We start from the raw sequence: 22,535 nt of genomic DNA, 5'->3' as shown, positions 1-22,535 counted from the left end.
GCCGGCAACTGGGGTCCGGCGCGAAAAATTCCGGGCGATCACGGCAATCCTTGACAAGAGGGGGGCATATGCTGAATAATTCAGGGTTCCCCGCCCGTATTCCGTGTTTATTCATTTGGAACGACAATATGGACTAAGCGTGGATTAAGCGGGCGATGAGATTGGCCAGCTTGTGCCTTGGCATAAGTGCGCGATTGTCATTGGCACCAAAAACTGACGGGACGTCAGACCCGATTTTGCATTTTTTTTGTTTTTAGCGAGACCAACATGAAACGTACTTACCAACCTTCCGTCGTTCGCCGCAAGCGTACGCACGGCTTCCGCGCTCGTATGGCTACCCGTGGTGGCCGTGATGTGCTCAACGCACGTCGCGCAAAGGGCCGCAAACGTCTGGCCGTCTAGGCTTGTCGTTGACAGCTGATCGCGTGGCTAGCTGTACTCCAGTCGGCAATCAACGCGAAGGTTCACACGACTTCGCGCGCTTTCGGCGTATCGTTAAAACGGATGAATTTTCATCCGTTTTTCGTTTGCGCCCTTCGCAAAAAACAGCGCATTTTGTGCTGTACACCCGACACAATCAATTGCCGCATGCGCGGCTGGGCGTCGTTGTGGCGAAGCGTTTCGCGCCGCGCGCGGCGACCCGCAACACGATCAAGCGCGTCACGCGCGAGCTGTTTCGCAACAGCGCGATGCCGCCGGTCGACTGCGTGGTGCGTTTGTCGCGCGCCGTCAACAGCAAGGATGGCCCGGCCACCACGAGCCAGCTCAAAGCTGAGCTGCGTGAGGAATTGAGCCGCCTGTTCGCGGCGCAAATCGCCGCCCAGGCCCGTTCTGTTGCTGCGCCACCACCATCCGCGCCATGAAAACCCTGCTGCTGTTCCTGCTGCGTGCTTATCAGTTGCTGATCAGCCCCATGCTGGGACAGAATTGCCGTTTCTATCCAAGTTGTTCGCATTACGCGATGGAAGCGCTGCGCGTGCACGGTACGGCCAAGGGCAGCCTGCTGGCTGCCAAGCGCCTGTGCCGTTGCCACCCCTGGAATGATGGGGGCGTCGACCCGGTGCCGCCGGCCGATTGCAAACAATCTTCAACGACCGCTTGCGGTTGCAACCACTCCTGACAAATACCCTAATGGATATCAATAAACGTACCATCCTGTGGATCGTGTTTTCCGTCTCGCTGGTAATTCTCTGGAACGAATGGATGATCTCGAACGGCAAGCCGTCGATGTTCTCCGCGAACACGGAACAAACCGCCAAGGCGCCTGCGACCCCTGCCAAGACGGATGCCCTGGCTGCCTCGGCAGCGGCAGGCGTGCCTTCCCTGCCGGGTGAGGCTGTCGATCCCGCCGCGTTCAAGCGCGAAGTGATTACCATCACCACCGACGTCATCAAGGTCGATATCGACACCCTGGGCGGCCAGGTCAAGCGTCTGGAATTGCTGAAATTCAAGGGCGCGGGCAATCCGGGCTGGTTTGGCGGCTGCTTCGGCCTGTTCAAATGGTGCCAGCCCGATGACGGCAAGCAAAACGAAGTGCTGTTCGACGAAGGCGCGAACCATACCTACCTGGCGCAATCGGGCCTGGTCGGCGGTCCTTTCCCTACCCATGCGAGCGGTTTCACCGTGCAGCCTGGCGTACGCACCCTGGCCGATGGCAAGCAGATTCAACTGGTGATGGAAGCGGTCGAAGGCGGCGTCAAGCTGACCAAGACGTTTACCTTCAAGCGCGGTGACTACGTCATCGACGTGCGCCACGACGTGTCCAACGTGGGCGCGGCACCTGTCACGCCGCAGCTGTATCTGCAACTGACGCATGACGGCAACAAGCCGGTTGGCGATTCCTTCTTCAACAGCAGCTTCACCGGTCCGACCCTGTACACGCCACAGGACAAGTACCAGAAGCTGACGTTCGAGAAAATCGAAAAAGCGGCGGTGGAAGATGAGAAGAAGGGCAACGACAATGCCATGAAGGGCCTGTATCCGGCCACGGCGACTGGCGGCTGGTTTGCGATTTCGCAACACTTCTTCGTGTCCGCTTTCGTTCCGCCTGAGAACGCCAAGCGCGACATCTTCACGAAGAAGGTCGGCCCCAACCTGTACGCCATTGGCAACGTGCTGCCCCTGCCTACCCTGGCGCCAGGCGCTTCGGCCAGCATGGACAGCAAGCTGTACTCGGGTCCGCAAATCGCGCACCTGCTGGAAAACGTCTCGCCTGGCCTGGAACTGGTCAAGGATTACGGCTGGCTGACCATCATCGCCAAGCCGATGTTCTGGGTCATGGAACAGATCCACAGCGTGCTGGGCAACTGGGGCTGGACCATCATCGCCTTCACGATCCTGATCAAGCTGCTGTTCTTCCCGCTGTCGGCTGCCGGCTATCGCAGCATGGCGAAGATGAAACTGGTCACGCCGAAGATGCAAGCCATCCGCGAACGCTACAAAGGCGATCCGCAAAAGATGAACCAGGCCACGATGGAGCTGTACAAGACAGAAAAGATCAATCCGCTGGGCGGCTGCCTGCCGATCCTGATCCAGATGCCCGTCTTTATCGCCCTGTACTGGGTGCTGAACGCGTCCGTGGAAATCCGCGGCGCGCCATGGATCGGCTGGATCACCGACCTGGCCCAGCATGACCCTTGGTGCATCCTGCCCGTGCTGTACGCGATCTCGATGTACATCACGACCAAGCTGAACCCGGCCCCGGCCGATCCGATGCAAGCGAAGATGATGCTGTTCATGCCACTGGCATTCTCGGTGATGTTCTTCTTCTTCCCGTCGGGCTTGGTACTCTACTGGGTCGTCAACAACGTCCTGTCGATCGGCCAGCAATGGGTGATCACCAAGAAATACGCGGTCGCAGCCAAGTAATTCCGGCCAGCGACCAGAAAGCCCGCCTCGCGCGGGCTTTTTTTTGACATCGTACCCAATGGGTACGATGTCAAAAAAAAGTGGGTTTTACCGGCTTTCCACTGACCTCCCCCTTCATGTGCACTCGGTTTGTCGTTGAAAATATCGCGGCTCCTGCAGCCTTTCCCGAATAATCTACAATATCCCCATGAAACTCGACTCTTCCCCTATCGCCGCCATCGCCACCGCTCCCGGGCGCGGCGGCATCGGCGTGGTGCGCGCCTCCGGCAAAAATCTCGCCCCTTTGATGCTCGCCCTGTTCGGCGCGCAGCAGCTGAAACCGCGCCACGCCACCTATCTGCCCTTCACGGAAAGCGATGGCGCCATCATCGACCAGGGCATCGCCATCCACTTCAAGGGCCCGCATTCGTACACGGGCGAAGACGTGCTGGAATTGCAGGGCCATGGCGGCCCCGTGGTGCTGCAGCTGCTGCTGGCGCGCGTGCTGGAAGCGGGCCGTGACAGCGGCTTGCGCCTGGCCGAACCGGGCGAATTCACGCGCCGTGCGTTTTTGAATGACAAGCTTGACCTGGCGCAAGCCGAAGCCGTGGCCGACCTGATCGACGCGTCCACGGAAGCGGCGGCCAAGTCCGCCTCGCAATCGCTGTCGGGCGCGTTTTCGAACACCATCCACGCGCTGGTGGAGCAGGTGACGGGACTGCGCATGCTGGTCGAGGCGACCCTGGACTTCCCGGAAGAGGAAATCGATTTCCTGGAAAAATCGAACGCGCGCGGCCAATTGAAAGCCGTCATCGAAGCGTTAAATAAAGTGTTTGCGCAGGCGGCGCAGGGTGCGCTGCTGCGCGAAGGCCTCAATGTCGTGCTGGCCGGCCAGCCCAACGTCGGTAAATCGTCGCTGTTGAACGCGCTGGCGGGCGCCGACGTGGCGATCGTCACGCCGATTGCCGGCACCACGCGCGACAAGGTCAGCGAAACCATCCAGATCGAGGGCATTCCGCTCAACATCATCGACACGGCCGGCATCCGCAGCGCGGGCGACAGCATCGACGCCGTCGAGCGCATCGGCATCGAACGCACCTGGGGCGAAATCGGCAAGGCCGACGTGATCCTGCACCTGTTGGATGCCGACCATGGCCCCACCCTGGCCGATGAAACCATCGTCGCCGCCTTCCCCGAAGGCGTGCCCGTGGTGCGCGTGTGGAACAAGATCGACCTGTCGGGCCACAAACCCAGCGTTGACAACCTGCCGGACGCCACCCACGTGTATCTGTCGGCGCACGAGCACATCGGCATTGATTTGCTGCGCGGCGAGCTCTTGCGCATTGCCGGCTGGCAGCAGACGGGCGAATCGCTGTACCTGGCGCGCGAACGCCATCTGATCGCCTTGAAATCGGCCGGCAAGCACCTGGGCATCGCCGCCGAACACGCGGCGCAGGACGACCAGTCGCTGGACCTGTTCGCCGAAGAACTGCGCCTGGCGCAGGTGCAGCTGTCGAGCATCACGGGCGAGTTTTCACCCGACGATCTGCTGGGCGTGATTTTCAGCCGTTTCTGTATCGGCAAGTAAGGAGGTTGGATGAAGCTGCTGCTTGTTCTGCTGTTCAGTTGTCTGCCCCTGCTGTCTGGTGCGCAAGAAAAATTGCCGAAGGACGTGGCACGGTTTGTCGAGAACGCCCGGATGTGCGAGCATTTCGCAGGCGAGTGGGATGACAACGACAAGACGCGGCAGCGCGAGATCACGCAAGCCGTGGCCAGCTCCTGCGGCCAGGCACAGCGGCAGTGGCAGCGGCTGTCCACCAAGTATGCGGGGCAGCCGGCGCTGCAAAAAGTCATTGCCGACAATGCCAATGATGCGGTGCGCAGTTTCCGAAAGTCTAGCTAGCATCTGCCCCGTTGAGAATTATCATGAAGTCCAAACTGCGCTGACGTAATCTTGCTGAGCGGCCTTGAAGTGCCGCTAGGAAAGGAAGCGCCATGGACAGCAAACAGCCGGATGTCGTGGAATGCGAGGATGAGGTAGTGGCGCGACGACTGCCCGCCATGCCGGAATTGATCGCCACCTTGCCGCCAAAAGGCGCGTGCTGGTATTGCGACAAGCCGCTCGATGCCGTGCGCCGCTTTTGCGGCAAGAGTTGCGGCATGGCATACGCGGAAGAGGCGCAATACCAACCTTGAGTTCGGTAATTAGCGCCGCCGCAGCAGCGCCGCCAGCGCGCCGTCGAAATCGAACTCGTGCGCGGCGGCTGCCACTTCCTGGTAGACGTTGACGCCCAGGCTGGCTGCCAGCAGGCTGGCTGAGTTTTCCAGGATGTCGATGGCCGCGCCGTCGCCTTCGCGCAGGTGGCTGGCCAAGCGCGCCAGTAGCAGCTGGATGGCGGGTGCGGCCGGATCGGGCGCCACGTCCTGCGCCGCCGTATGGGCCGCTTCTGGCGTGCCCAGCATGCTGCTGACGGCGCCGAGCAATTGATCCTGCGCCAGTTCCAGCTGCAGCATCTGCCGGGCCAGGTCGGGCGCTTGCGCGCGCAATGCCGACTCCAGGGTTGTCGCCAGGCCATGCACGTGGTGCGCACCGATCATGCCGGCGGCGCCTTTCAGGGTATGCGCCTTCAGGCGCGCGGAAGCGTAATTGCCCGTGTCGAATTCGGTGCGGATCTGGCACGGCGTGGTGCCGTGGTCATGCAGGAAGCGGCGCAGGATTTTCAGGTAGAGGATGCGGTCGCCCATGATGCGGCCCAGTCCGTTCTCGACATCGAGAATACGGACCATGTCGGATGCCGTAACGGCGGCATCATCATCGCAAGTGGCGTGTGGTGTCAGCATGCTGTGCAAAGCGCCCCAAAACTTGTCAATTGCCGTAAAGCAGGAAAAGCCATTCTACATCCAGTCATGCCCGACGCTGCGCCCGCTTGGCAGCCAGCGACATGGCTAGCGCGTCGTGAATGACCAGCTGTGCGTGACGTCCGCGCCACTGACTTTGCCGATGAAACTCACGTCATAGCTGGTGTTCGCGTTCAAGGGCGCCAGCGGGATGATGGACGCGGCCGAGACCGGCGTATGCACATCGTTGCCGCTGGTGAGCAGGCGCACTGCCAGGTCGGCGCCAGCACCGCGCTGGCGCACGCTGAACGTCGTCACGCTGACGGTGGTGCCGTAGTTGGCATGCACGCTGATCGGGTAGCCGACCACGTCCTGGTTCGGCACGGGATCGGGCGATTCGTTATCGCTGGAAAAACTGACGGCCACCTTCTGCTGCCCGCCGAATGGATAGGTGACGATCTGTCCCGCCGCCAGCCCGGGGCCATAGCTGCGGTTGCCGGCCAGGTCGGTCGTGAAATACGCATAACCGGCGCCGCTGACGGCCGCGCCCGCGCCACCTTCCTTGAAGAGCGGCTCGAAAATGACGAAGCGGTGATAAATGGCCGTGACCAGCTCCTCGGCCAGGTAAAAGCCGGATGTGTTGCTGGCGCCGGCGATGACTTCGCCCTGCAGCGACGTGACGACGTAGCCGGCCTTGGCCAGGCGGTCGCCCAGTTTGACGCCGGTAAAGCCGGGCTTGCCCTGCACTTGTTCGTGCGCCACCGTATTGTTGAGATTCAGATAATTGGAATGGCCCAGGGCCGCGCTGTCGATCAAGCCATTGCGCACCAGTGGCGACAGGCCGATCTGGCCGCGCCGGTAGTTGAACCAGTTGAAGCCATCGGTGGCAATATTGTTGCTGAGGACGGGAGCGCCCGGCTCCTGTGTCAGCTGCCCGGCCGGGGTCGAGGTGCTCAGCGACGTCTTGTCGCCGCTATCGCCGCCACCACAGGCACTCAGCAGTGCTGCGCTCACCAGGGCGGGTATCCAGTATTTCCAACGCAGTGACGAGGCAATCAAGTCGACTCCTGTATAGGTAGGCGGACAGCGGTGGGTGCCAGCGTGCTGCCCTGTGAAACGATTCTAAGGTATTTTTATATGCCGTAGAGCATCCATGAAAAGATATGTCGCGCGCTCGTGCGCGGACGGTGCCGCAGCTGCGCAGGGTAGAATGAGCATAGTGCAGCGTTTGCCGCTGCTTTGCCTCATTCCCGCTACTTTGATTGCCCACAAATTTGAACACATTGCCCAAGTCGCGCCTGCAGCGCGCCAAGTACGCCTTGCCCAGCATGGTGACTTTGCTTTCGATAGCCTGCGGTTTTGCCAGCATCGTCATTTCCGTCGATAACGCGACTGTCGGCGACGCGGATGCCTACCGCCTGGCCGCGGCCTTGCTGGTGCTCGCCGGCGTGTTCGATGCGCTCGACGGTTATGTGGCGCGCCTGACGAACACCAGTTCGCAGTTTGGCGTGCAGCTCGATTCCATCGCCGACGTGATGAATTTCGGCTGCGCCCCGGCCGTCCTGTTGTACTGCTACGGCTTTGTGCAGATGGGCGTGCACGATCCGCTGCTGCTGCGCTTTGGCGGCATGGCCAGCTTCTTCTTTGTTGCGTGCGGCGCCATGCGCCTGGCGCGCTTCAATGTGAACGTGGGGCGCACGGATCCCCTGTATTTTGTCGGCATGCCGATCACGGCCGGGGCCGCTTGCGTGGCGGCCGTGGTGGTGGCGTGGCCGGCGCCCATCGATTCCATGCTTCATAGCTATCTGCTGATGCTGCTGCTGGTGGGCGTGGGCAGCCTGATGGTGTCGACCTTGCGTTTCCCCAGCTCCAAGCAAAAGAAAAGCCTGGCCGCGCTGCTGGTGCTCATCGTGGCCATCGCCTTGCTGGTGTGGCTGAAGACCAGCTTCTTCGCGCTGTTCTTCGCCGTCTACATCGCCGCCACCCTGGCGCTGAACCTGGCGTGGTATCTGGGCTGGCGCGGTATTGCGCTGCCGCAAGTGTTCAACGATCCGGATGAAATAGACTAAATTTTAGGCGACCTCGTGCCCGCGTGCGGCACGCAGGATGGCGAACCAGTCGCTGCGGCTGAGCGTAAACTGCGTACCTTCGACGGCCACGCCGACCGCCTCGATGCGGCCCGAGCCCGTCAGCGGCAGCGGACGGCACGGCAGTTGCATGATCCAGGCAAACACCACGCTGGCAAACGGACGCTGCAGCTGGTCGGCGATCTGCTTGATGACATTGCGCAAGTTCTCCACATTCGCATCGCCGCCCTGGAACAGGCGGCCGCCTGCCAGCGGCGACCAGATCATCGGCGCCACCCCCACGTCTTGCAAGCCGTCGAAGGTTTCGTCGAACAGGGGCGCCACGTGCAGCGGCGAAAATTCCACCTGGTTCGTCACCAGCGGGAAGCGCCGGTGCAGGCACTCGAACTGGTGGCGGCTGAAATTCGATACGCCAAAGTGCAGCACCTTGCCCGCCTGTTGTAACTGGGTAAACGCGCCGGCGATCTCGTCGAAATCCATCAGCGGATCGGGACGGTGGATCAGCAGCAAGTCCAGGCGGTCCGTGTGCAACTGGCGCAAGGTGTGTTCCACGGAACTGCTGATGTGCGCCGCGCTCGTGTCGTAGTGCTGGATGGCATGGCCGGGACGGTGCGGCGAGAGCAGCTTGATGCCGCACTTGCTGACCAGCTCCATCTTGTCGCGCAAGCCCGGCTGCAGGGCCAGCGCTTCGCCGAACAGGCCCTCGGCGCTGTAATCGCCATAGATATCGGCATGGTCGAAACTCGACACGCCCAGCGCCAGGCATTGCTCGATGAAGGCCAGGCGTTGCTGCGCCGACATATTCCACTCACCGATGCGCCACATGCCGGCGACGATGCGCGACAGTTCGGGACCGTTGCTGCTCAAACGGCTGCGCGGCGCTTGCAGGCTGGCGGGAAATACATGGCTCATGGGCTGGCTTTCTGATGGTGGCGAAGAAGGTGACGCCACGATTATATCCAGTGCTACAGCATGCTGCGGATAAAGCGGCAGCAACGTTCTTGCAGGGCAAGGTCGAGCTGGCCGCCCAGTTGCATCTGGTACACCAGCGCCGATTGCAGCATGAAGGCGAACAGGCGCAGGTCGAGGTCGGCGCGCACGCCGATGTTGACCAGGCGCTGCACCACCAGGGTGATCCACGGTGCGACGATCTGCTCGCGAAAGCGCAGCTGCGCGGCCGCATCATTGTGGATCAGCACTAATAAATCGCAGGTGAAGCGGCCATCGGCGTTCAGGTTGTCGAAGATGCGCGCGCAGATCGCCTCGATTTCCTGGCCGTCCGGCATGTCGAGCGCGCGCTGCAGCTTTTCCGCCGTGCGTTTGACGAGCGCATCGAGCAGCATGTCTTCGCGCCGCGGCCAGCGCCGGTAGATCGTCTGGCGCCCCACGCCAGCCACGTCGGCCACCATCTGTATCGTCACCGCGTCGAGTCCATGCTGGCGCACCAGCATGACGATCGCTTCCAATACCGCGTCTTCCACGCCCGCCTTGCGCGGGCGGCCACGCACTACTGCCTCTTTTTTGATCACTTTGAGCCTGTCTCGGAATGTTTTTTTTAATTATGGTACGATGCGCACCGTAAATGCAAAGCGACTGCTTGTCAATCATCCTGCTCAATTAAGCGACAGGCGGATGCGCCGCGATACCCCAGTCTTCTCTACGTGAAATCTGCCATCTCCGCGGCGCGTGCCCGCATTTTCTTTCTGACTCCCACATCCATCACTGTGGCGGCCCGTGCCGCCTGAGGAAAACCTATGAAAATCATCGGGATTTCGCCCCAGCGGCGACACTTCCTGCGCAAGGCCGTCGGCGCCGCGCCTGCCGTGGCCTTGCTGGCCGGCGCCGGCGGCGGCCTGGCCATGGCCGTCTCCAAAGACCAGCCTGCCTACAAACCGCGCTTTTTCGACGCCACCGAATGGGCCACCCTGACGGCACTGGTCGATCGCCTGATCCCCGCCGATGGCGAAGGTCCGGGCGCGCTGGAGTCCGGCGCGCATGAATTCATCGACGCGCAGATGAACACGCCGTACGCGTATGGCGCGCTGTGGTACATGCAGGGGCCATTCGTGCCATCGATCGAGCAGTTCGGCTACCAGTTCCACATGGCGCCGCGCGAGCTGTACCAGAGCGCCCTGGCCGGCGTCAATGCGGCCGTCAACAAGCAGTCCGGCAAGCCTTTCGTGCAACTGAATGCGGCCGAGCGCGACGCCGTCATCACGCAATTGCAAAAGGGGACCCTGGACATCGGCGCAGTGCCGTCGAAAATCTTCTTCAACCAGCTGCTGCAAAACACGCGCGAAGGCTACTTTTGTGACCCCGTGCATGGTGGCAACAAGGACATGCTGGCCTGGAAGATGGTGGGTTTCCCTGGCGCGCGCGCCGATTACATGGATTGGGTCGAACAGTATGGCAAGAAATACCCGCTGCCGCCGGTCTCCATCGCCTGAAAAAGTCCATGGCGGCGTTGCACTGCCTGGTCGTACTAGCGTACTGCCTGCGGCAATGCGCCTTGCCCTGAACCTTTTCAGTTATCAGTACCAGATCAAAGAAAAAGAAAAACCATCATGAGTGATATCAAACCAGATGTAAAAATGAAGCCTGTCGATGCCGTGATTGTCGGCTTCGGCTGGACCGGCGCCATCATGGCCAAGGAAATGACGGAGGCGGGCCTGAACGTGGTCGCGCTGGAACGTGGCGAGTACCGCGACACCTATCCCGACGGCGCCTATCCGAAGACCCTCGACGAGCTGACGTACATCCAGCGCAGCAAGCTGTTCCAGGACATGTCGAAGAGCACGTTCACCTTCCGCCACAGCATCACGGGCGTGGCCGTGCCGTATCGCCAGATCGGCGCCTTCAAACCCGGTACGGGCGTGGGCGGCGCAGGTCTGCACTGGTCGGGCATGCACTGGCGCGTCCTGCCGGAAGAGCTGCAAATCCGCAGCCACTACGAACGCCGCTACGGCAAGAAATTCATTCCCGAAGGCATGACGATCCAGGACTTTGGCGTGACCTACGCCGAGCTGGAGCCGCACTTCGATTTCGTCGAGAAAGTCTTCGGTACCTCGGGCCAGGCGTATAAAGTCAACGGCATCGTCGTCGGCGACGGCAATGTGTTCGAGGGCGACCGCTCCGACAATTACGCGCTGGCGCCGCAAAAAGTGCCGTACACGGCCGAGCTGTTCCGCCGCGCGGCCAAGGCCGTCGGCTACCACCCGTTTGTCAACGCCTCGTCGAACGCGTCCGGGCCGTACACGAACCCGTATGGCTGCCAGATGGGTCCGTGCAACTTCTGCGGTTTCTGTTCCGGCTACGCCTGCTACAACTATTCGAAGGCCTCGCCCAACGTCAACATCATGCCGGCCCTGCGCATGGTGGCGAATTTTGAATTGCGCGCCAATTGCAACGTCGTGCGCATCAATCTCGACGGCAGCAAGAAACGCGCAACGGGTGTGACCTATATCAATGCGGACGGCAAGGCCGTCGAGCAACCGGCCGACCTGGTCATCGCCAGCGCCTTTGCCTATAACAACGCGCATCTGTTTTTGCTCTCTGGCATCGGCAAGCCGTACGACCCCGTCAGCAATGAAGGTGTGGTGGGGCGCAATATCGCCTACCAGATGATGTCCACCATCCAGACCTTCTTCAAGGAAGACACGAACACCAACCCCTTCATCGGCGCCGGCGGCACCGGTGTCGCGCTCGATGACTGGAATGGCGACAATTTCGACCATGGCCCGCTGGGCTTTGTCGGTGGTTCGCCCGCCTGGTGCAACCCGGCCGGGTCCAAGCCGATCTCGGGCATCGCCACGCCGGACGGCACGCCCGCCTGGGGCTCGGCCTGGAAGAAGGCCGTCAAGAAGAGCTATCTGAACACGGTCTCGTTTGACTGCCACGGCGCCAACATGACTTACCGCGACTGCTATGTCGACCTGGATCCGACCTACACGGACAAGTATGGCCAGCAATTGCTGCGCTTTACCTTCGACTGGAAGGAAAACGACATCAAGATGAGCCGTTTCGTCACGGACAAGATGATGAAGGTGGCCGAAGCCATGAACCCGGAAGCGATCAAGGTATCCGTCAAGAACGTGGGCGACCACCTCGATCTGCGCAACTACCAGACCACCCACTGGGCGGGCGGCACGGCCATGGGCGCGGACCGCAAGACCAGCGTCGTCAACCGCTACCTGCAAAGCTGGGATGTGCACAACGTGTTTGCCGTCGGTTCCAGCGTGTTCCCGGTCGGCATCGGCTACAACCCGACGGGTCTCGCCTGCGCGCTGACCTACTGGTCGGCCAAGGCCATCCGCGAGCAATACCTGAAAGATCCCCGTCCCCTGGTCGCTTGATAAAGAACAAGAAGATGAACAACACATTCACCCATACAGTGGGCGCGCTGCTGCTGGCGCTCGCCTCCGGCGCCGCCCTGTCTGCCACCACCACCCCGAACGCCCAGCTGATACGCCAGGGCGAATACCTGGCCCGTGCCGGCGACTGCATCGCCTGCCATACGGCCGGTACCAAAGGCCAGCCATTTGCGGGCGGCCTGGGCATGGAAACGCCGATCGGCAAGGTGTATTCCACCAATATCACGCCCGACAAGAAGGCCGGCATTGGCGACTGGAGCTTTGCCGATTTTGACAAGCTGATGCGCACCGGCGTGACGAAACATGGTTACACCGTGTATCCGGCCATGCCCTACCCGTCGTACTCGCGCCTGAGCGAGGCAGACATGCAAGCCCTGTACGCTTACTTCATGCATGGCGTGAAGGCGGATCCGACGCCGAACAAGGCGGCCGATATTCCATGGCCCTTGTCGATGCGTTTCCCCCTGACCATCTGGCGCTGGGTCTTTGCCCCCACGCCGCAGCCCTACAAGGCGCCGGCCACGGGCGACGCGCAATTGCTGCGCGGCGCCTACCTGGTGCAGGGCCTGGGCCACTGCGGCGCCTGCCACACGGCACGCGGCGTTGGCATGCAGGAAAAATCGCTGACGGACGCGGGTAATACCACCTTCCTGGCGGGTGGCGGCGTGATCGACGGCTGGTCCGTGCCCTCCTTGCGCAATGAACATGGCGGTGGCCTGGCGCGCTGGAGCGCGGCGGAGATCGCCGAATTCCTGAAGACGGGCCGCAACAGCCATACGGCCTCGTTCGGCGCCATGAACGACGTGGTGGCCCATTCCATGCAGCATATGACGGATGGCGACCTCGCAGCGATGGCGAAATACCTGAAATCCCTGCCGCCATCGAATCCGGCCACGCCCGCCTTCGTGGCCGATGACAAGCTGGGCAAGCAGTTGTTCAGCGGTATCGTCAACTCGAAAGGCGCGCAGTTGTACCTGGACCGTTGCGCCGGTTGCCACCGTTCCGACGGCAAGGGCTACGACAAGGCCTTCCCTGCGCTGGCCGGCAATGCCGTGCTGCAGACGAACGATCCCACCTCGGCCATCAACATCGTGCTGTCGGGCGGCGCCGTGCCGGCCACGCGCACGGCACCGTCGGCGCTGACGATGGCGCCGTATGCCGACATCTTCAATGATGAGCAGACTGCGCAAGTGGTGACCTTCATTCAGACCAGCTGGGGCAACCGCGGCACACCGGTGACGGCAGCGCAGGTGGCCAAGGTGCGCAAAGTGGCCGTGCCGGTGCAAGCGTCGCAGACGGAAGCGACGTTTGCGGCAGGCCGCCATGGTACCTTCCCGCCCGTGGCGCGCCAGCCGCACCTGAAGGATGCGCCGCTGAAGTAATTTGACGTAGCGCAAGACAAAAAAAATGCCCGCAGCATCTGCGGGCATTTTTTATGGGGAACGCTAATTACTTATTTCATCCACAGGCGCATCGAATCCCAGGCGCGGCCGAAGATCGTGGCCTGGTTGATGGTTTCCAGCGCCACGACCGGCAGTTCCAGCAGGACTTTGTCGTCAACCATCATTTTCAGCTTGCCGACAGGGGCGTTTTCAGCCAATGGCGCGACCAGCGGGTCCTTGCGTTCCAGCACCGGTTTCATCTTGGCAGCCGTGCCTTTTGGTACGGTGACGAGCACATCGCGGGCGAAACCGATTTTCACGGTGCCTTTCGAGCCTTTCCACACTTCCGGCGTGGCCACGGCCTGGCCTTTCGAGTACAGCTTGACTGTATCGAAGTTCTGGAAGCCCCAGTTCAGCAGCTTCTGGCTTTCCTGCGTACGGGCCTGGTCGGACGTGGTGCCCAGCATGACGGAGATCAGACGGCGCTCGCCGGTGCCACCAGGACGGCGGGCCGACGCGATCATGCAATAGCCGGCCGCTTCCGTATGGCCCGTCTTCATGCCATCGACGGTTGGGTCCAGCCACAGAAGACGGTTGCGGTTAGGCTGGGTGATCTTGTTATAGGTAAAGCTTTTTACGGAATCGATTTTGTAGAATTCCGGGTAATCGGCGATCACGCGCTTGGCCAGCACGGACAAGTCTTGCGCAGTGGAATAGTTATCCGGGCTAGGCAAACCATGCGGATTGGCAAAACGCGTGTTTTTCATGCCCATGCGTTGCGCTTCGCGGTTCATCAGCACGACGAAAGTGCCTTCATCGCCGGCAACGGCTTCAGCCAGCGCCACGGCGGCGTCGTTGCCCGATTGAATCATCAGGCCATGCAGCAAGTCGTCGATCGATACAGGGGTAGCCGGGTCGATGAACATCTTCGAGCTGCTCGAATCGACTTTCCAGGCGCGCACGGAGACATTCACTTTTTGGTCCAGCGCCAGTTTCTTTTCGCGGATGGCGGCAAACGTCAGGTAAGCCGTCATGATCTTGGTCAGCGATGCCGGCTCGATGCGCGCGTCCGGATCTTGCGAAGCAATGATCTGGCCACTGGTGGCGTCAAGCAACAGCCAGGACTTGGCGGCGATGGTTGGGGCTGGAACGCTCTGGGCGTAGGCGGCGGAAAAGAAAAATACACTGGAGGCCAGTGCCGCTAAAAGTTTTTTCATGGAGGCTGGTCTGCGAAAAAGATGAAGGCTGAGGGCCATGTTGTTGCTGCTTGCATGGCCGCGTGGAAAAAACGGATCAATTATAGCCGTGGAGACGCTAGTAAGCCCACACTTCAATGATCATCTGCTGCGATTGCGGGTTTGTCACCATGCCACAGGGCAATCACGAGGTTCTTGATGTGATTGAGCTTGCGGTGGAAAAAGTGATCGGCGCCGGGGATCACGATCACGGGAATGTCTTGTGGACGGGCCCAGTCGAAGACGGCGGACAGGGGAATCGTGTCGTCCAGTTCGCCGTGGATCAAAATGGTATCGGCGGGAATATCGGCCATGGCCCACTTGCCGGCCGCGCTGCCGATCAGCGCCAGGCGCTCGACGGGCGTGCCGGCGGCGGCCAGGCGTTCCTGCAGTTTCGATTGCACGAAGGTGCCGAACGAGAAACCGGACAAGGCCACAGGCAAGCCCGGATACAGGCCGCGCATGTGTTCGTACAGCAATTGCATGTCATCCGTCTCGCCCGCGCCATGGTCATGCACGCCTTCCGAGGCGCCCACGCCGCGGAAGTTGATGCGCGCCACCACGTAACCGAGGGCGACAAACGCGCGCGCCAGGGTTTGCGTGACCTTGTTATCCATTGTGCCACCATACAGCGGGTGCGGATGGGCAACGAGGGCGATGCCGCGCGGGGTGTCTGCCGGGAAATCGAGCAAGCCTTCCATGCTGCCTGCATGGCCGGCGAGGGTAAATTTTTCCGAATTTCTGTTCATGATGCTCATACTGGTGGCGTAGGCTTAAATTAGGATTAAAGATGGGGCTTAGATTTTCAGGCGTTCGACGATCTTGCCGCCCACCAGGTGGGTATCGATGATTTCATCGATATCGCTGCTGTCGACATAGGTGTACCAGGTCGCTTCCGGGTAGATGACTAGCAGCGGGCCTTCTTCGCAGCGATCCATGCAGCCGGCCTGGTTGATGCGGATCTTGCCCGCGCCATTCATGTCGAGTTCCTTGATGCGGCGCTTGCAATGCTTTTGCGCCGCTTCCGCGCCATGGTCGCCGCAACTGTTGCGGCCGTCTTCACGTTTATTCATGCAGAAAAAAACGTGGCGTTCAAAATACGGTGCGTCGCTCATACTATGCTCCTGCTGATTCATCAATGCGTCATGATAACGCTTATGGGTGGTCTTCGCGACGCTGGCGCTGCACGTCCTCCTGCCGGTTCAGGCGGTGCGAGGGCAGGCACAGGAACCACAGGGCCATGAACGGCCACAGCAAGGCGAGGAATTGCGCCGCGCCGTTGAAGTTGAGGAACTTGCCTTGTACCCAGCCTTGCAAGGTCGACATGAAATACGGGTTGATCGGCGTCGTATTCACCATCACCAGGCTCAACAGCAAGGTGGCGGTCGCGATGCGGCGCTGCGCCACGTGCGGGGCGAAGGCCAGGCCACCCAGCATGATCAGGCCGATCAAAAAGCCGCCCTGGGCGCCCGGCGTGATCCAGACGAAGGCGTTTTCGGGCGAAAACAGCAGCGCGCTGGCCATCGAGCGCACGGTCAGTGCGGCGGCGATCAGGACCAGCATCACCACGGTGCGGGGCGCCGCGCGGCGCAGCAGGCACAGCAAGGTAAGTACGGCGCCCGTCATGCCGCAAGCCGTGATGATGGTTTCCGAAAGCCAATATTGCTCGACAGTTAATATCACGTCGGGACGCAAATACGTGGCCAGGTCGATCTCCATGCCCGCCAGGCGCGACAGCCAGTCCGACAGGATGGGCAGCAGCTGGCCCAGGCCGAACAGATAGCCTTGCGGATAGATCTGCGCCAGCGGCCACAGCGCCACCAGCACCAGGCCCTGGCTGGCGTGCTGGGCAAACCAGCGTTGGCGCAAGCGGTACAGGTGGCTATGGTCGAGCAGTTTGCGCGCCGTCAGGGCGCCGATGATGGAACCGATAAAGCAGCCGGCCGAATTCGTATAAAAGTCCAGATTCGACGATACGCGGCTGGGCAGATAGGTTTGCACGGCTTCCATGCTGCCGGAAATCAACATGCCGCACAGGCTGGCAACGATGACGGCAAAGAAACCCGTGATGCGTGGAAACAGCGAATACACGATCAAGGCGCCCAGCGGGATGTAGCCGACGACATTGATGCCCACATCAAAGCCCGTCCAGTAACGGGGCATGCGCGTGTTTTCCAGGAAGGTCAGCGGCGACAAGCCATTGCTGTGCCAACCCGTAAACGGAAACCAGCTGGCGTAGACGATCAGGAAGACGTAGGCGAGCAGGGTCGCGCGCGACACGGGCGACGAGCGTACGGGCGGCAGTGGCAGTGGCAGTGGCGCTGGCGGGCTGGCGGGAGCTGCGGGGGCGGTCATCGTGCTGCGGTCACTCTTTCGGCAGGTTCAGCGTGCCCAGCCAGGCCAGCAGGTCGGCGGCGATGGCATCCGATGCGGCCGCCAGCGCCTGCGCGCCCCCTTGCGCGTCGGCGCTGCCGGCCGGGCCGCTGCGGCTGAAGGTTTTCTGGTCGATCAGGCGGTGGCCGCGAAAGACCGAGGCGCGCAGCGACACATGGCCGCTGCTGTGCGTCTGCGTGTCGAAGTTTTGCGAAAAATCATCGACGTCGATGCGCAGCAGGGGCATGTCGGCGGCCGCGTCCGTGGTCGACAGCACTTTCACGCCGCTCTGCGCCACGCGGGTTTTCAGGCGCTGGCTCAGCAGTTGCAGCGGCGGCGTGTTCCAGCGGTTGTAGGCGTACGGCTGCGATTGCTGTGCATCGGCGTACAGCAAGCGGTAATACATGCGCTGGCTGTCCAGCCAGGAGGGGCCGTTGGCGTCGGCGATCACCAGCACGGGCACGGCTGGCGTGGCCGCTGGTGCTGCCGCCAGCGGCGCTGCCGGGCCAAAATCATAGAAAGTGGGCACAGGACCGCGAGTGGCGCAGCCGCCCAGCAGGAAGGCGCCGGCCAGGATGAGTGCGCTGAAATTGCGAGGGATAGGCATGCGGTGTTCTCCTTATTTTCCCGGTGCCGAAAAACCGGGCTCGCCCGGGCCGGGCTGGATGTCTGGGGCGCCGAACAAGATGCTCTGCGGCTGTTCATTGAGCGTGCTCATGGTGGTTTTCAGGGCGCGCATCGAAGAGCGCGCCTCGCCGCTCAGTTCGATTACTTGCGGCAAGACTTCCAGCGACACGCCATTGGCCACCGTTTCCACCGAGTTGCCGACCCGCTCGACCGTGCCATTGACTTTGTCGAGCACGCCGCCGGGCGCCTGGATGTCGTTGCCCAGCTTTTTCCACGTGGCCGTCAAGTCCGACACATTTTTGCTGGCCGTGCTGACGGCCGTCAAGGTTTGGCGCGTTTGCTCCGTCAACTGCGGCAATTGCGTCAGGGTCGGCTCCAGTTGCTGCGGAATGGCGCCAAAGGCCTTGGCCGCCTTGCCCACTTCATTGAAGGCGCCCAGCATGGCGGCCTGGTTGTCGGGGCTGAGCAGGTTGTTGACCTTGTTGGTGATCTGTTCGGCCTGGTCGAGGATGCGCTTGCCGCGCTTTTCCAGCTGGTCGAGCAAGCCCGCGCGCAGGGGAATCAGCGACGGCTTGTCCTTGCTGGTGCCCAACAGTGTCGAGCCCACCTGTTCATCGTCGAGTTGGATGTAGGCAATGCCCGTCACGCCCTGGTAACCGAGGCTGGCAAAGGTGGTGTTGGTAACGGGGGTATCGGGCGCCACGCTGATGTGCACAAGGATTTGCCCCGCCTTTTGCGTGTCGAAGTCGATGGCGTCGACCTTGCCCACTTCCAGGCCCCGGTAGCGCACGGTCGCCTGCGGGTTCAGGCCCGGCACGGACAGGGTGGTGGCGAGCAGGTACGGCACCCGTTCCACGCGGTCGCGGTTGAACCAGACGCCGAACAGAATGGCCGCCACCAGTAGGGTGAGTGTAAAAAATCCCGTCATCAGGGCATGTGATCTGTTTTCCATTACTTCTCCGCTTTCTTGTCTGTGCCGGCATCGTCGCCTGGCTGCGCCGCCTTGCCTGCCGCCGCCTGTTTTTCATCCAGGACGGCCAGTGCGCGCTTGCCGCGGTCGCCGAGGAAAAATTGCTTGATGAACGGGTGATCGACTTCGATCACCTCGCGCGTGGGGCCGATGGCGATCACGTGTTTTTCCGCCAGCACGGCGATGCGCGTGGACAGGGCGAACAAAGTGTCGAGGTCATGTGTGACCATCACCACCGTCAAGCCCAGTTCGCGGTGCAGCGACTGGATCAGGGCGACAAAACTTTCCGACAGATCCGGGTCCAGGCCCGCCGTGGGTTCGTCGAGGAACAGCAGCTTCGGTTCCAGCGCCAGGGCGCGCGCCAGGGCCACGCGCTTGATCATGCCGCCTGACAAGTCCGAGGGCATTTTCAGCGCATGTTCCGGGCCCAGGCCCACCATATTCATCTTCAATAATACCGCGTCGTGCACCAGCGCCTCGGGCAGCACGCGCAATTCGCGCATCGGCTGGGCCACATTGTCGAACACGGTCAGGGCCGAATACAGGGCACCTTGCTGGAACAGCATGCCCCAGTGGTTGCGCAACTGTTGCAACTGTTCGGAGCTTGCCTTGTTGATATCTTCGCCAAAGACTTTGACGCAGCCGCGTGCCGGATGTTCCAGGCCCAGCATCTGGCGCAGCAGCACAGTCTTGCCCGTGCCGGAGCCGCCCACGATGGAGAGGATTTCGCCACGTTCGATTTCCAGGTTCAAGTCCTGGTGCACGACGGTGCGGCCGAACTTGGTCCACAGCTTGGTGATGTCCACCACGGGCGCGCTGCCATGCAGGTTGAACTGGCCGTCCTGGCCCGTGCCACAAGCGATATCGGTGTCGTCCGCCATCAGTAGCCCACTCCATTGAAGACGATGGCGAACACGGCGTCGGCCAGGATCACCACGGTGATGGCCGTGACGACGGCGGTGGTGGTGCCGTGCCCCAGGCTTTCCGTGTTGGCCTTGATGCGCAGGCCGAAGTGGCAGGAGACGAGGGCGATCAGCATGCCGAAGATGACGCCCTTGCCCAGGCCGATCATGTAGTTGGCCAGCGGCACGGCGTCCGGCAGCTTCTGGATGAAGTAGCGCGCCGACAAGTTCAGTTCCACCTTGGCCGCCACCATGCCGCCGATCAGTGCGGCCGTATCCGTCCAGATCACGAGCAGGGGCATGGAAATGGCCAGGGCCAGCACTTTCGGCATGATCAGGCGGAAACCGTGCGAAATGCCCATCACCAGCATGGCATCGAGCTCTTCCGTGACGCGCATGACGCCCAGCTGCGCCGTGATGGACGAACCCGAGCGGCCAGCCACGAGGATGGCCGCCAATAAGGGCCCCAATTCACGGATGACGCTCATGCCCAGCAGGTTGACCAGGTAAATGTCGCCGCCAAAGGCGCGCAGCTGCTGCGCTGACAGATAGGACAGCACCACGCCGATCAAAAAGCCGACGAGGGCCGTAATGCCCAGCGCCTGGAAGCCCGCATGGAAGATATTGGCGGAAATTTCACGCCATGGCCCGCGCATCGGATGGCGCGCGAAGCGGCCGATATCCTGCGTCACTTGGCCCACGAGGGCAATAAACCCCTTCAAATGTTCGAAAAACAGCAAAATGGCCATGCCCAGTTTCATCACGGGCGTGAGGCGGTTGGCGCGCGAGGACGGCGTTGCCAAAGGGCCCGTTTCTTCGATGCGCCGGAAAAACTCTTCCTGCGATGGCGCCAGGGTCAGCTGCGCCGGGCGCTGCTTGCCCCAGGCATTCCAGAACAGCTGGGCGCCGATATGGTCCATGCTGTCGATGGCCGACAGGTCCCATTGCACCTTCGCATCGCCCTGCAAGGGCTTGAGCTGGGCGTCGATGGCCTTGATGGCATTGTCATGCGCCAGCGCGTGCACCTGCCAAGTGCCGCTGGCAGTGACAAGGGCTCCCTGTTGGGAGCTGGTCTGGGAGAGTGTCAGTTTCGGCAATTGTACAGTCGGCATCGTGCCAGTTTAAGGGAGAATGGCGCAGACCGCCACCGCTGTTCAATCGCCGGCCCCTCAGGACGCCAGGTGGCGCGCCTGCCGCTGCGGCAGGGCCACGTCCGGGCGCACCTTGGCGTTGCTAGTAATCACTTCGCTTGGTTTGGCATGTGCGGCTGCCTGCGCGCCGCCCGCATAGTCGCTGGCCAGCAGGGCATTGGCCTCGGCCGCGCTCATGCCGCGCGTCTGCAGCCATTGCGCCACCAGCTTGGCCAGGCGTTCCATGGCGATGCGGTGCGTGGCGTCCGTATGGGCGTACAGCCAGTTCGAAAAGTCCATGAAGTTTTCAAACGGCGCATCACCGAGCATCCATTGCACCGTATTGGCGAAGCGGCCCGAGTTGGCCACCAGATCCCAGTAGCGGGCAAAGCGCACCAGGCGCTGCATGCTCATGAAATCGAGCTGCTTGTTCGCCAGGATGGTGTACGGCGGGTGCGGGTCGAACACCATGCCGTAATTTTCCGTGTGGCGGATGATGGGCGTGCCGCGCAGCCGCTTCAAGATGCCGAACTGAATTTCATGCGGTTTCAAGGCCACCAGCTTGTTGAAGCCGGCCGCGAAGCTGGCTTCATCCTCGCCCGGCAAGCCGGCGATCAAGTCCACGTGCAAGTGGGCGTTCGACTCTTCGCACAGCCAGCGGATGTTGTCGGCCGCCTTTTGATTGTCCTGCTTGCGGCTGACCAGCGATTGCACGTCTGGATTGAAACTCTGGATGCCGATCTCGAACTGCAGCGCGCCGGGCGGGAACTTGCTGATGCCTTCTTTCAAGGCATCGGGCAAGTGGTCGGGCACCAGCTCGAAGTGGGCGTAGATGGGATCATCCGGATTGGCTTCGATCTTGTCCAGAAAGAACTGCATGATCTTCAAGCTGGTCTTGATGTTCAGATTGAAGGTGCGGTCGACGAACTTGAACAGGCGTGCGCCGCGCGCATGCAGAGATTCCATCTCGGCCAGGAAGTTCTCCAGGGCGAAGGGCCAGGCCGTCTTGTCCAGCGCCGACAGGCAGAATTCGCATTTGAACGGGCAGCCGCGCGACGCTTCCACGTAAATCGTGCGGTGGCGGATATCGTCGTCTGTATACAGAGAGTAGGGCAGTTGCAGTTCCGCCAGGGGGGCTTGCACGCCGGCGTGGATCTTCATCAGCGGCTTCGGCCCGTGGAGGATCTCGCCGCACAGTTTGGGGAAGGTGATGTCGCCCCAGCCCGTGATCAGATAGTCGGCCAGCTTGACGATCTCTTGCTCGCCCGCCTCATGCGACACTTCCGGCCCGCCCAGCACGATGATGACTTCGGGCGCCACACGCTTGAGCATGGCCACCAGTTTCGTGGTTTCTTCGACGTTCCATATATATACGCCAAAACCGATGATGCGCGGCTTGTTGACGAGGATGCGCTCGACCAGTTCCGTGGTTTTCGTGCCGATGACGAATTCCTGCAGCCGCGTCTGCGCCTGCAGCGGCCCCATATTGGCCAGCAAATAGCGCAATCCCAGCGAGGCGTGGGTGTAGCGGGCGTTCAGGGTGGAGAGCAGGATGGTCATGGCGGCGATGGAAACGGCGAAACCGCTATTTTACGCTGCACACGATGATTTCTCAGGATAAAGCTTGCTTCCTGGCCTGGAGTTGGCTATAGTTCGGCTCCCCAATGAGACGCAGTCAAATGCGGCTTTGAGGATCACCGGAAACGGCGATGAGTAGTAAAGAAGGAGTTGACGGATGTAGTGAAATGCTTCATACTCTTCCTTCTTCGCAGCT

The 22,535-nt window shown here is 61.5% G+C and carries 25 protein-coding genes; 11 read left to right on the top strand and 14 right to left on the bottom strand.

Annotated features, from left to right (window positions below; translation table 11 throughout):
* The first annotated feature begins 267 nt into the window (after positions 1-267).
* The 7 genes from rpmH (at position 268) to ACQ4WS_RS15715 (ending at position 5,043) form a co-directional block, all read left to right on the top strand.
* Positions 268-402, top strand: coding sequence for a 50S ribosomal protein L34 (gene rpmH / locus ACQ4WS_RS15745; protein ID WP_010401996.1), 135 nt, complete (start codon positions 268-270; stop codon positions 400-402).
* 8 nt (positions 403-410) lie between these two features.
* Positions 411-863: a ribonuclease P protein component gene (gene rnpA / locus ACQ4WS_RS15740; protein WP_268994054.1), complete on the top strand. Its 453-nt coding sequence runs from the start codon at positions 411-413 to the stop codon at positions 861-863.
* Positions 860-1,120 (top strand): membrane protein insertion efficiency factor YidD, encoded by a 261-nt coding sequence (yidD, locus tag ACQ4WS_RS15735; RefSeq protein ID WP_101483122.1) that lies wholly within the window; start codon positions 860-862, stop codon positions 1,118-1,120. The genes rnpA and yidD overlap by 4 nt, the downstream gene beginning before the upstream one ends.
* Before the next feature lie 11 nt (positions 1,121-1,131).
* A complete protein-coding gene (yidC, locus tag ACQ4WS_RS15730; RefSeq protein WP_436477707.1) occupies positions 1,132-2,868 on the top strand; it encodes a membrane protein insertase YidC in 1,737 nt (578 codons plus the stop codon).
* A 187-nt stretch (positions 2,869-3,055) separates the two neighbouring features.
* Positions 3,056-4,435 carry a tRNA uridine-5-carboxymethylaminomethyl(34) synthesis GTPase MnmE gene (gene mnmE / locus ACQ4WS_RS15725; protein WP_436477705.1) on the top strand — a complete coding sequence of 460 codons (1,380 nt, stop codon included), beginning with the start codon at positions 3,056-3,058 and terminating at the stop codon, positions 4,433-4,435.
* Between the two features lie 9 nt (positions 4,436-4,444).
* Entirely contained in the window at positions 4,445-4,750 is a 306-nt protein-coding gene (locus ACQ4WS_RS15720) for a hypothetical protein (protein WP_436477703.1), read from the top strand.
* Between the two features lie 92 nt (positions 4,751-4,842).
* Positions 4,843-5,043, top strand: a complete 201-nt coding sequence (locus ACQ4WS_RS15715) for a hypothetical protein (protein WP_436477701.1) — start codon at positions 4,843-4,845, stop codon at positions 5,041-5,043.
* Between the two features lie 9 nt (positions 5,044-5,052).
* Here ACQ4WS_RS15715 and ACQ4WS_RS15710 read toward each other — a convergent pair whose 3' ends face one another.
* Positions 5,053-5,688 (bottom strand): Hpt domain-containing protein, encoded by a 636-nt coding sequence (locus ACQ4WS_RS15710; RefSeq protein ID WP_436477699.1) that lies wholly within the window; start codon positions 5,686-5,688, stop codon positions 5,053-5,055.
* Positions 5,689-5,793: 105 nt separating this feature from the next.
* Positions 5,794-6,744, bottom strand: coding sequence for a CAP domain-containing protein (locus ACQ4WS_RS15705; protein ID WP_436477697.1), 951 nt, complete (start codon positions 6,742-6,744; stop codon positions 5,794-5,796).
* 269 nt (positions 6,745-7,013) lie between these two features.
* Between ACQ4WS_RS15705 and pssA the strand changes: the two genes are divergently transcribed.
* Positions 7,014-7,754, top strand: coding sequence for a CDP-diacylglycerol--serine O-phosphatidyltransferase (gene pssA / locus ACQ4WS_RS15700; protein ID WP_436477813.1), 741 nt, complete (start codon positions 7,014-7,016; stop codon positions 7,752-7,754).
* 3 nt (positions 7,755-7,757) lie between these two features.
* Here the strand turns inward: pssA and ACQ4WS_RS15695 are convergent, their stop codons facing one another.
* Positions 7,758-8,684, bottom strand: coding sequence for an aldo/keto reductase (locus ACQ4WS_RS15695; RefSeq protein ID WP_436477695.1), 927 nt, complete (start codon positions 8,682-8,684; stop codon positions 7,758-7,760).
* Between the two features lie 53 nt (positions 8,685-8,737).
* Entirely contained in the window at positions 8,738-9,280 is a 543-nt protein-coding gene (locus ACQ4WS_RS15690) for a TetR/AcrR family transcriptional regulator (protein ID WP_436477693.1), read from the bottom strand.
* A gap of 246 nt (positions 9,281-9,526) precedes the next feature.
* Between ACQ4WS_RS15690 and ACQ4WS_RS15685 the strand changes: the two genes are divergently transcribed.
* From ACQ4WS_RS15685 to ACQ4WS_RS15675, 3 genes are all read left to right on the top strand, one after another.
* Positions 9,527-10,219, top strand: coding sequence for a gluconate 2-dehydrogenase subunit 3 family protein (locus ACQ4WS_RS15685; RefSeq protein WP_436477691.1), 693 nt, complete (start codon positions 9,527-9,529; stop codon positions 10,217-10,219).
* A gap of 117 nt (positions 10,220-10,336) precedes the next feature.
* Positions 10,337-12,124: a GMC family oxidoreductase gene (locus ACQ4WS_RS15680; RefSeq protein WP_436477689.1), complete on the top strand. Its 1,788-nt coding sequence runs from the start codon at positions 10,337-10,339 to the stop codon at positions 12,122-12,124.
* Between the two features lie 14 nt (positions 12,125-12,138).
* Complete coding sequence (locus ACQ4WS_RS15675) at positions 12,139-13,524, top strand: cytochrome c (RefSeq protein WP_436477687.1); 1,386 nt, start codon at positions 12,139-12,141, stop codon at positions 13,522-13,524.
* A 71-nt stretch (positions 13,525-13,595) separates the two neighbouring features.
* On the opposite strand, the gene ACQ4WS_RS15670 is transcribed toward ACQ4WS_RS15675, so the two are convergent.
* The 10 genes from ACQ4WS_RS15670 to ACQ4WS_RS15625 all read right to left on the bottom strand — a co-directional run.
* Positions 13,596-14,741: a D-alanyl-D-alanine carboxypeptidase family protein gene (locus tag ACQ4WS_RS15670; protein ID WP_436477685.1), complete on the bottom strand. Its 1,146-nt coding sequence runs from the start codon at positions 14,739-14,741 to the stop codon at positions 13,596-13,598.
* Positions 14,742-14,854: 113 nt separating this feature from the next.
* On the bottom strand, positions 14,855-15,508 hold the full coding sequence (locus tag ACQ4WS_RS15665; RefSeq protein ID WP_035828394.1) for an alpha/beta hydrolase: 654 nt from the start codon (positions 15,506-15,508) through the stop codon (positions 14,855-14,857).
* A gap of 48 nt (positions 15,509-15,556) precedes the next feature.
* Complete coding sequence (locus ACQ4WS_RS15660) at positions 15,557-15,874, bottom strand: (2Fe-2S) ferredoxin domain-containing protein (RefSeq protein WP_436477683.1); 318 nt, start codon at positions 15,872-15,874, stop codon at positions 15,557-15,559.
* 40 nt (positions 15,875-15,914) lie between these two features.
* Entirely contained in the window at positions 15,915-17,114 is a 1,200-nt protein-coding gene (locus ACQ4WS_RS15655) for a VanZ family protein (RefSeq protein ID WP_436477681.1), read from the bottom strand.
* A gap of 10 nt (positions 17,115-17,124) precedes the next feature.
* Positions 17,125-17,739, bottom strand: coding sequence for an ABC-type transport auxiliary lipoprotein family protein (locus ACQ4WS_RS15650; protein ID WP_436477679.1), 615 nt, complete (start codon positions 17,737-17,739; stop codon positions 17,125-17,127).
* Between the two features lie 12 nt (positions 17,740-17,751).
* On the bottom strand, positions 17,752-18,711 hold the full coding sequence (locus ACQ4WS_RS15645) for an MlaD family protein (protein ID WP_436477678.1): 960 nt from the start codon (positions 18,709-18,711) through the stop codon (positions 17,752-17,754).
* Complete coding sequence (locus ACQ4WS_RS15640) at positions 18,711-19,610, bottom strand: ABC transporter ATP-binding protein (protein WP_436477676.1); 900 nt, start codon at positions 19,608-19,610, stop codon at positions 18,711-18,713. The genes ACQ4WS_RS15645 and ACQ4WS_RS15640 overlap by 1 nt, the downstream gene beginning before the upstream one ends.
* Positions 19,610-20,743, bottom strand: a complete 1,134-nt coding sequence (locus ACQ4WS_RS15635) for an MlaE family ABC transporter permease (protein WP_436477674.1) — start codon at positions 20,741-20,743, stop codon at positions 19,610-19,612. The genes ACQ4WS_RS15640 and ACQ4WS_RS15635 overlap by 1 nt, the downstream gene beginning before the upstream one ends.
* Positions 20,744-20,800: 57 nt before the next feature.
* Positions 20,801-22,321, bottom strand: a complete 1,521-nt coding sequence (locus ACQ4WS_RS15630) for a B12-binding domain-containing radical SAM protein (RefSeq protein ID WP_436477672.1) — start codon at positions 22,319-22,321, stop codon at positions 20,801-20,803.
* 30 nt (positions 22,322-22,351) lie between these two features.
* Positions 22,352-22,535 (bottom strand): hypothetical protein (locus ACQ4WS_RS15625; protein WP_436477670.1); only part of this gene is annotated, 184 nt, incomplete at its 5' end.

Origin of the sequence: Janthinobacterium leeuwenhoeki (genome assembly GCF_051380795.1) — a bacterium.
Taxonomy (GTDB): domain Bacteria; phylum Pseudomonadota; class Gammaproteobacteria; order Burkholderiales; family Burkholderiaceae_D; genus Janthinobacterium.
Note: the sequence above shows the minus strand (reverse complement) of the source record. Positions and strands in the feature narration are given on the sequence as shown.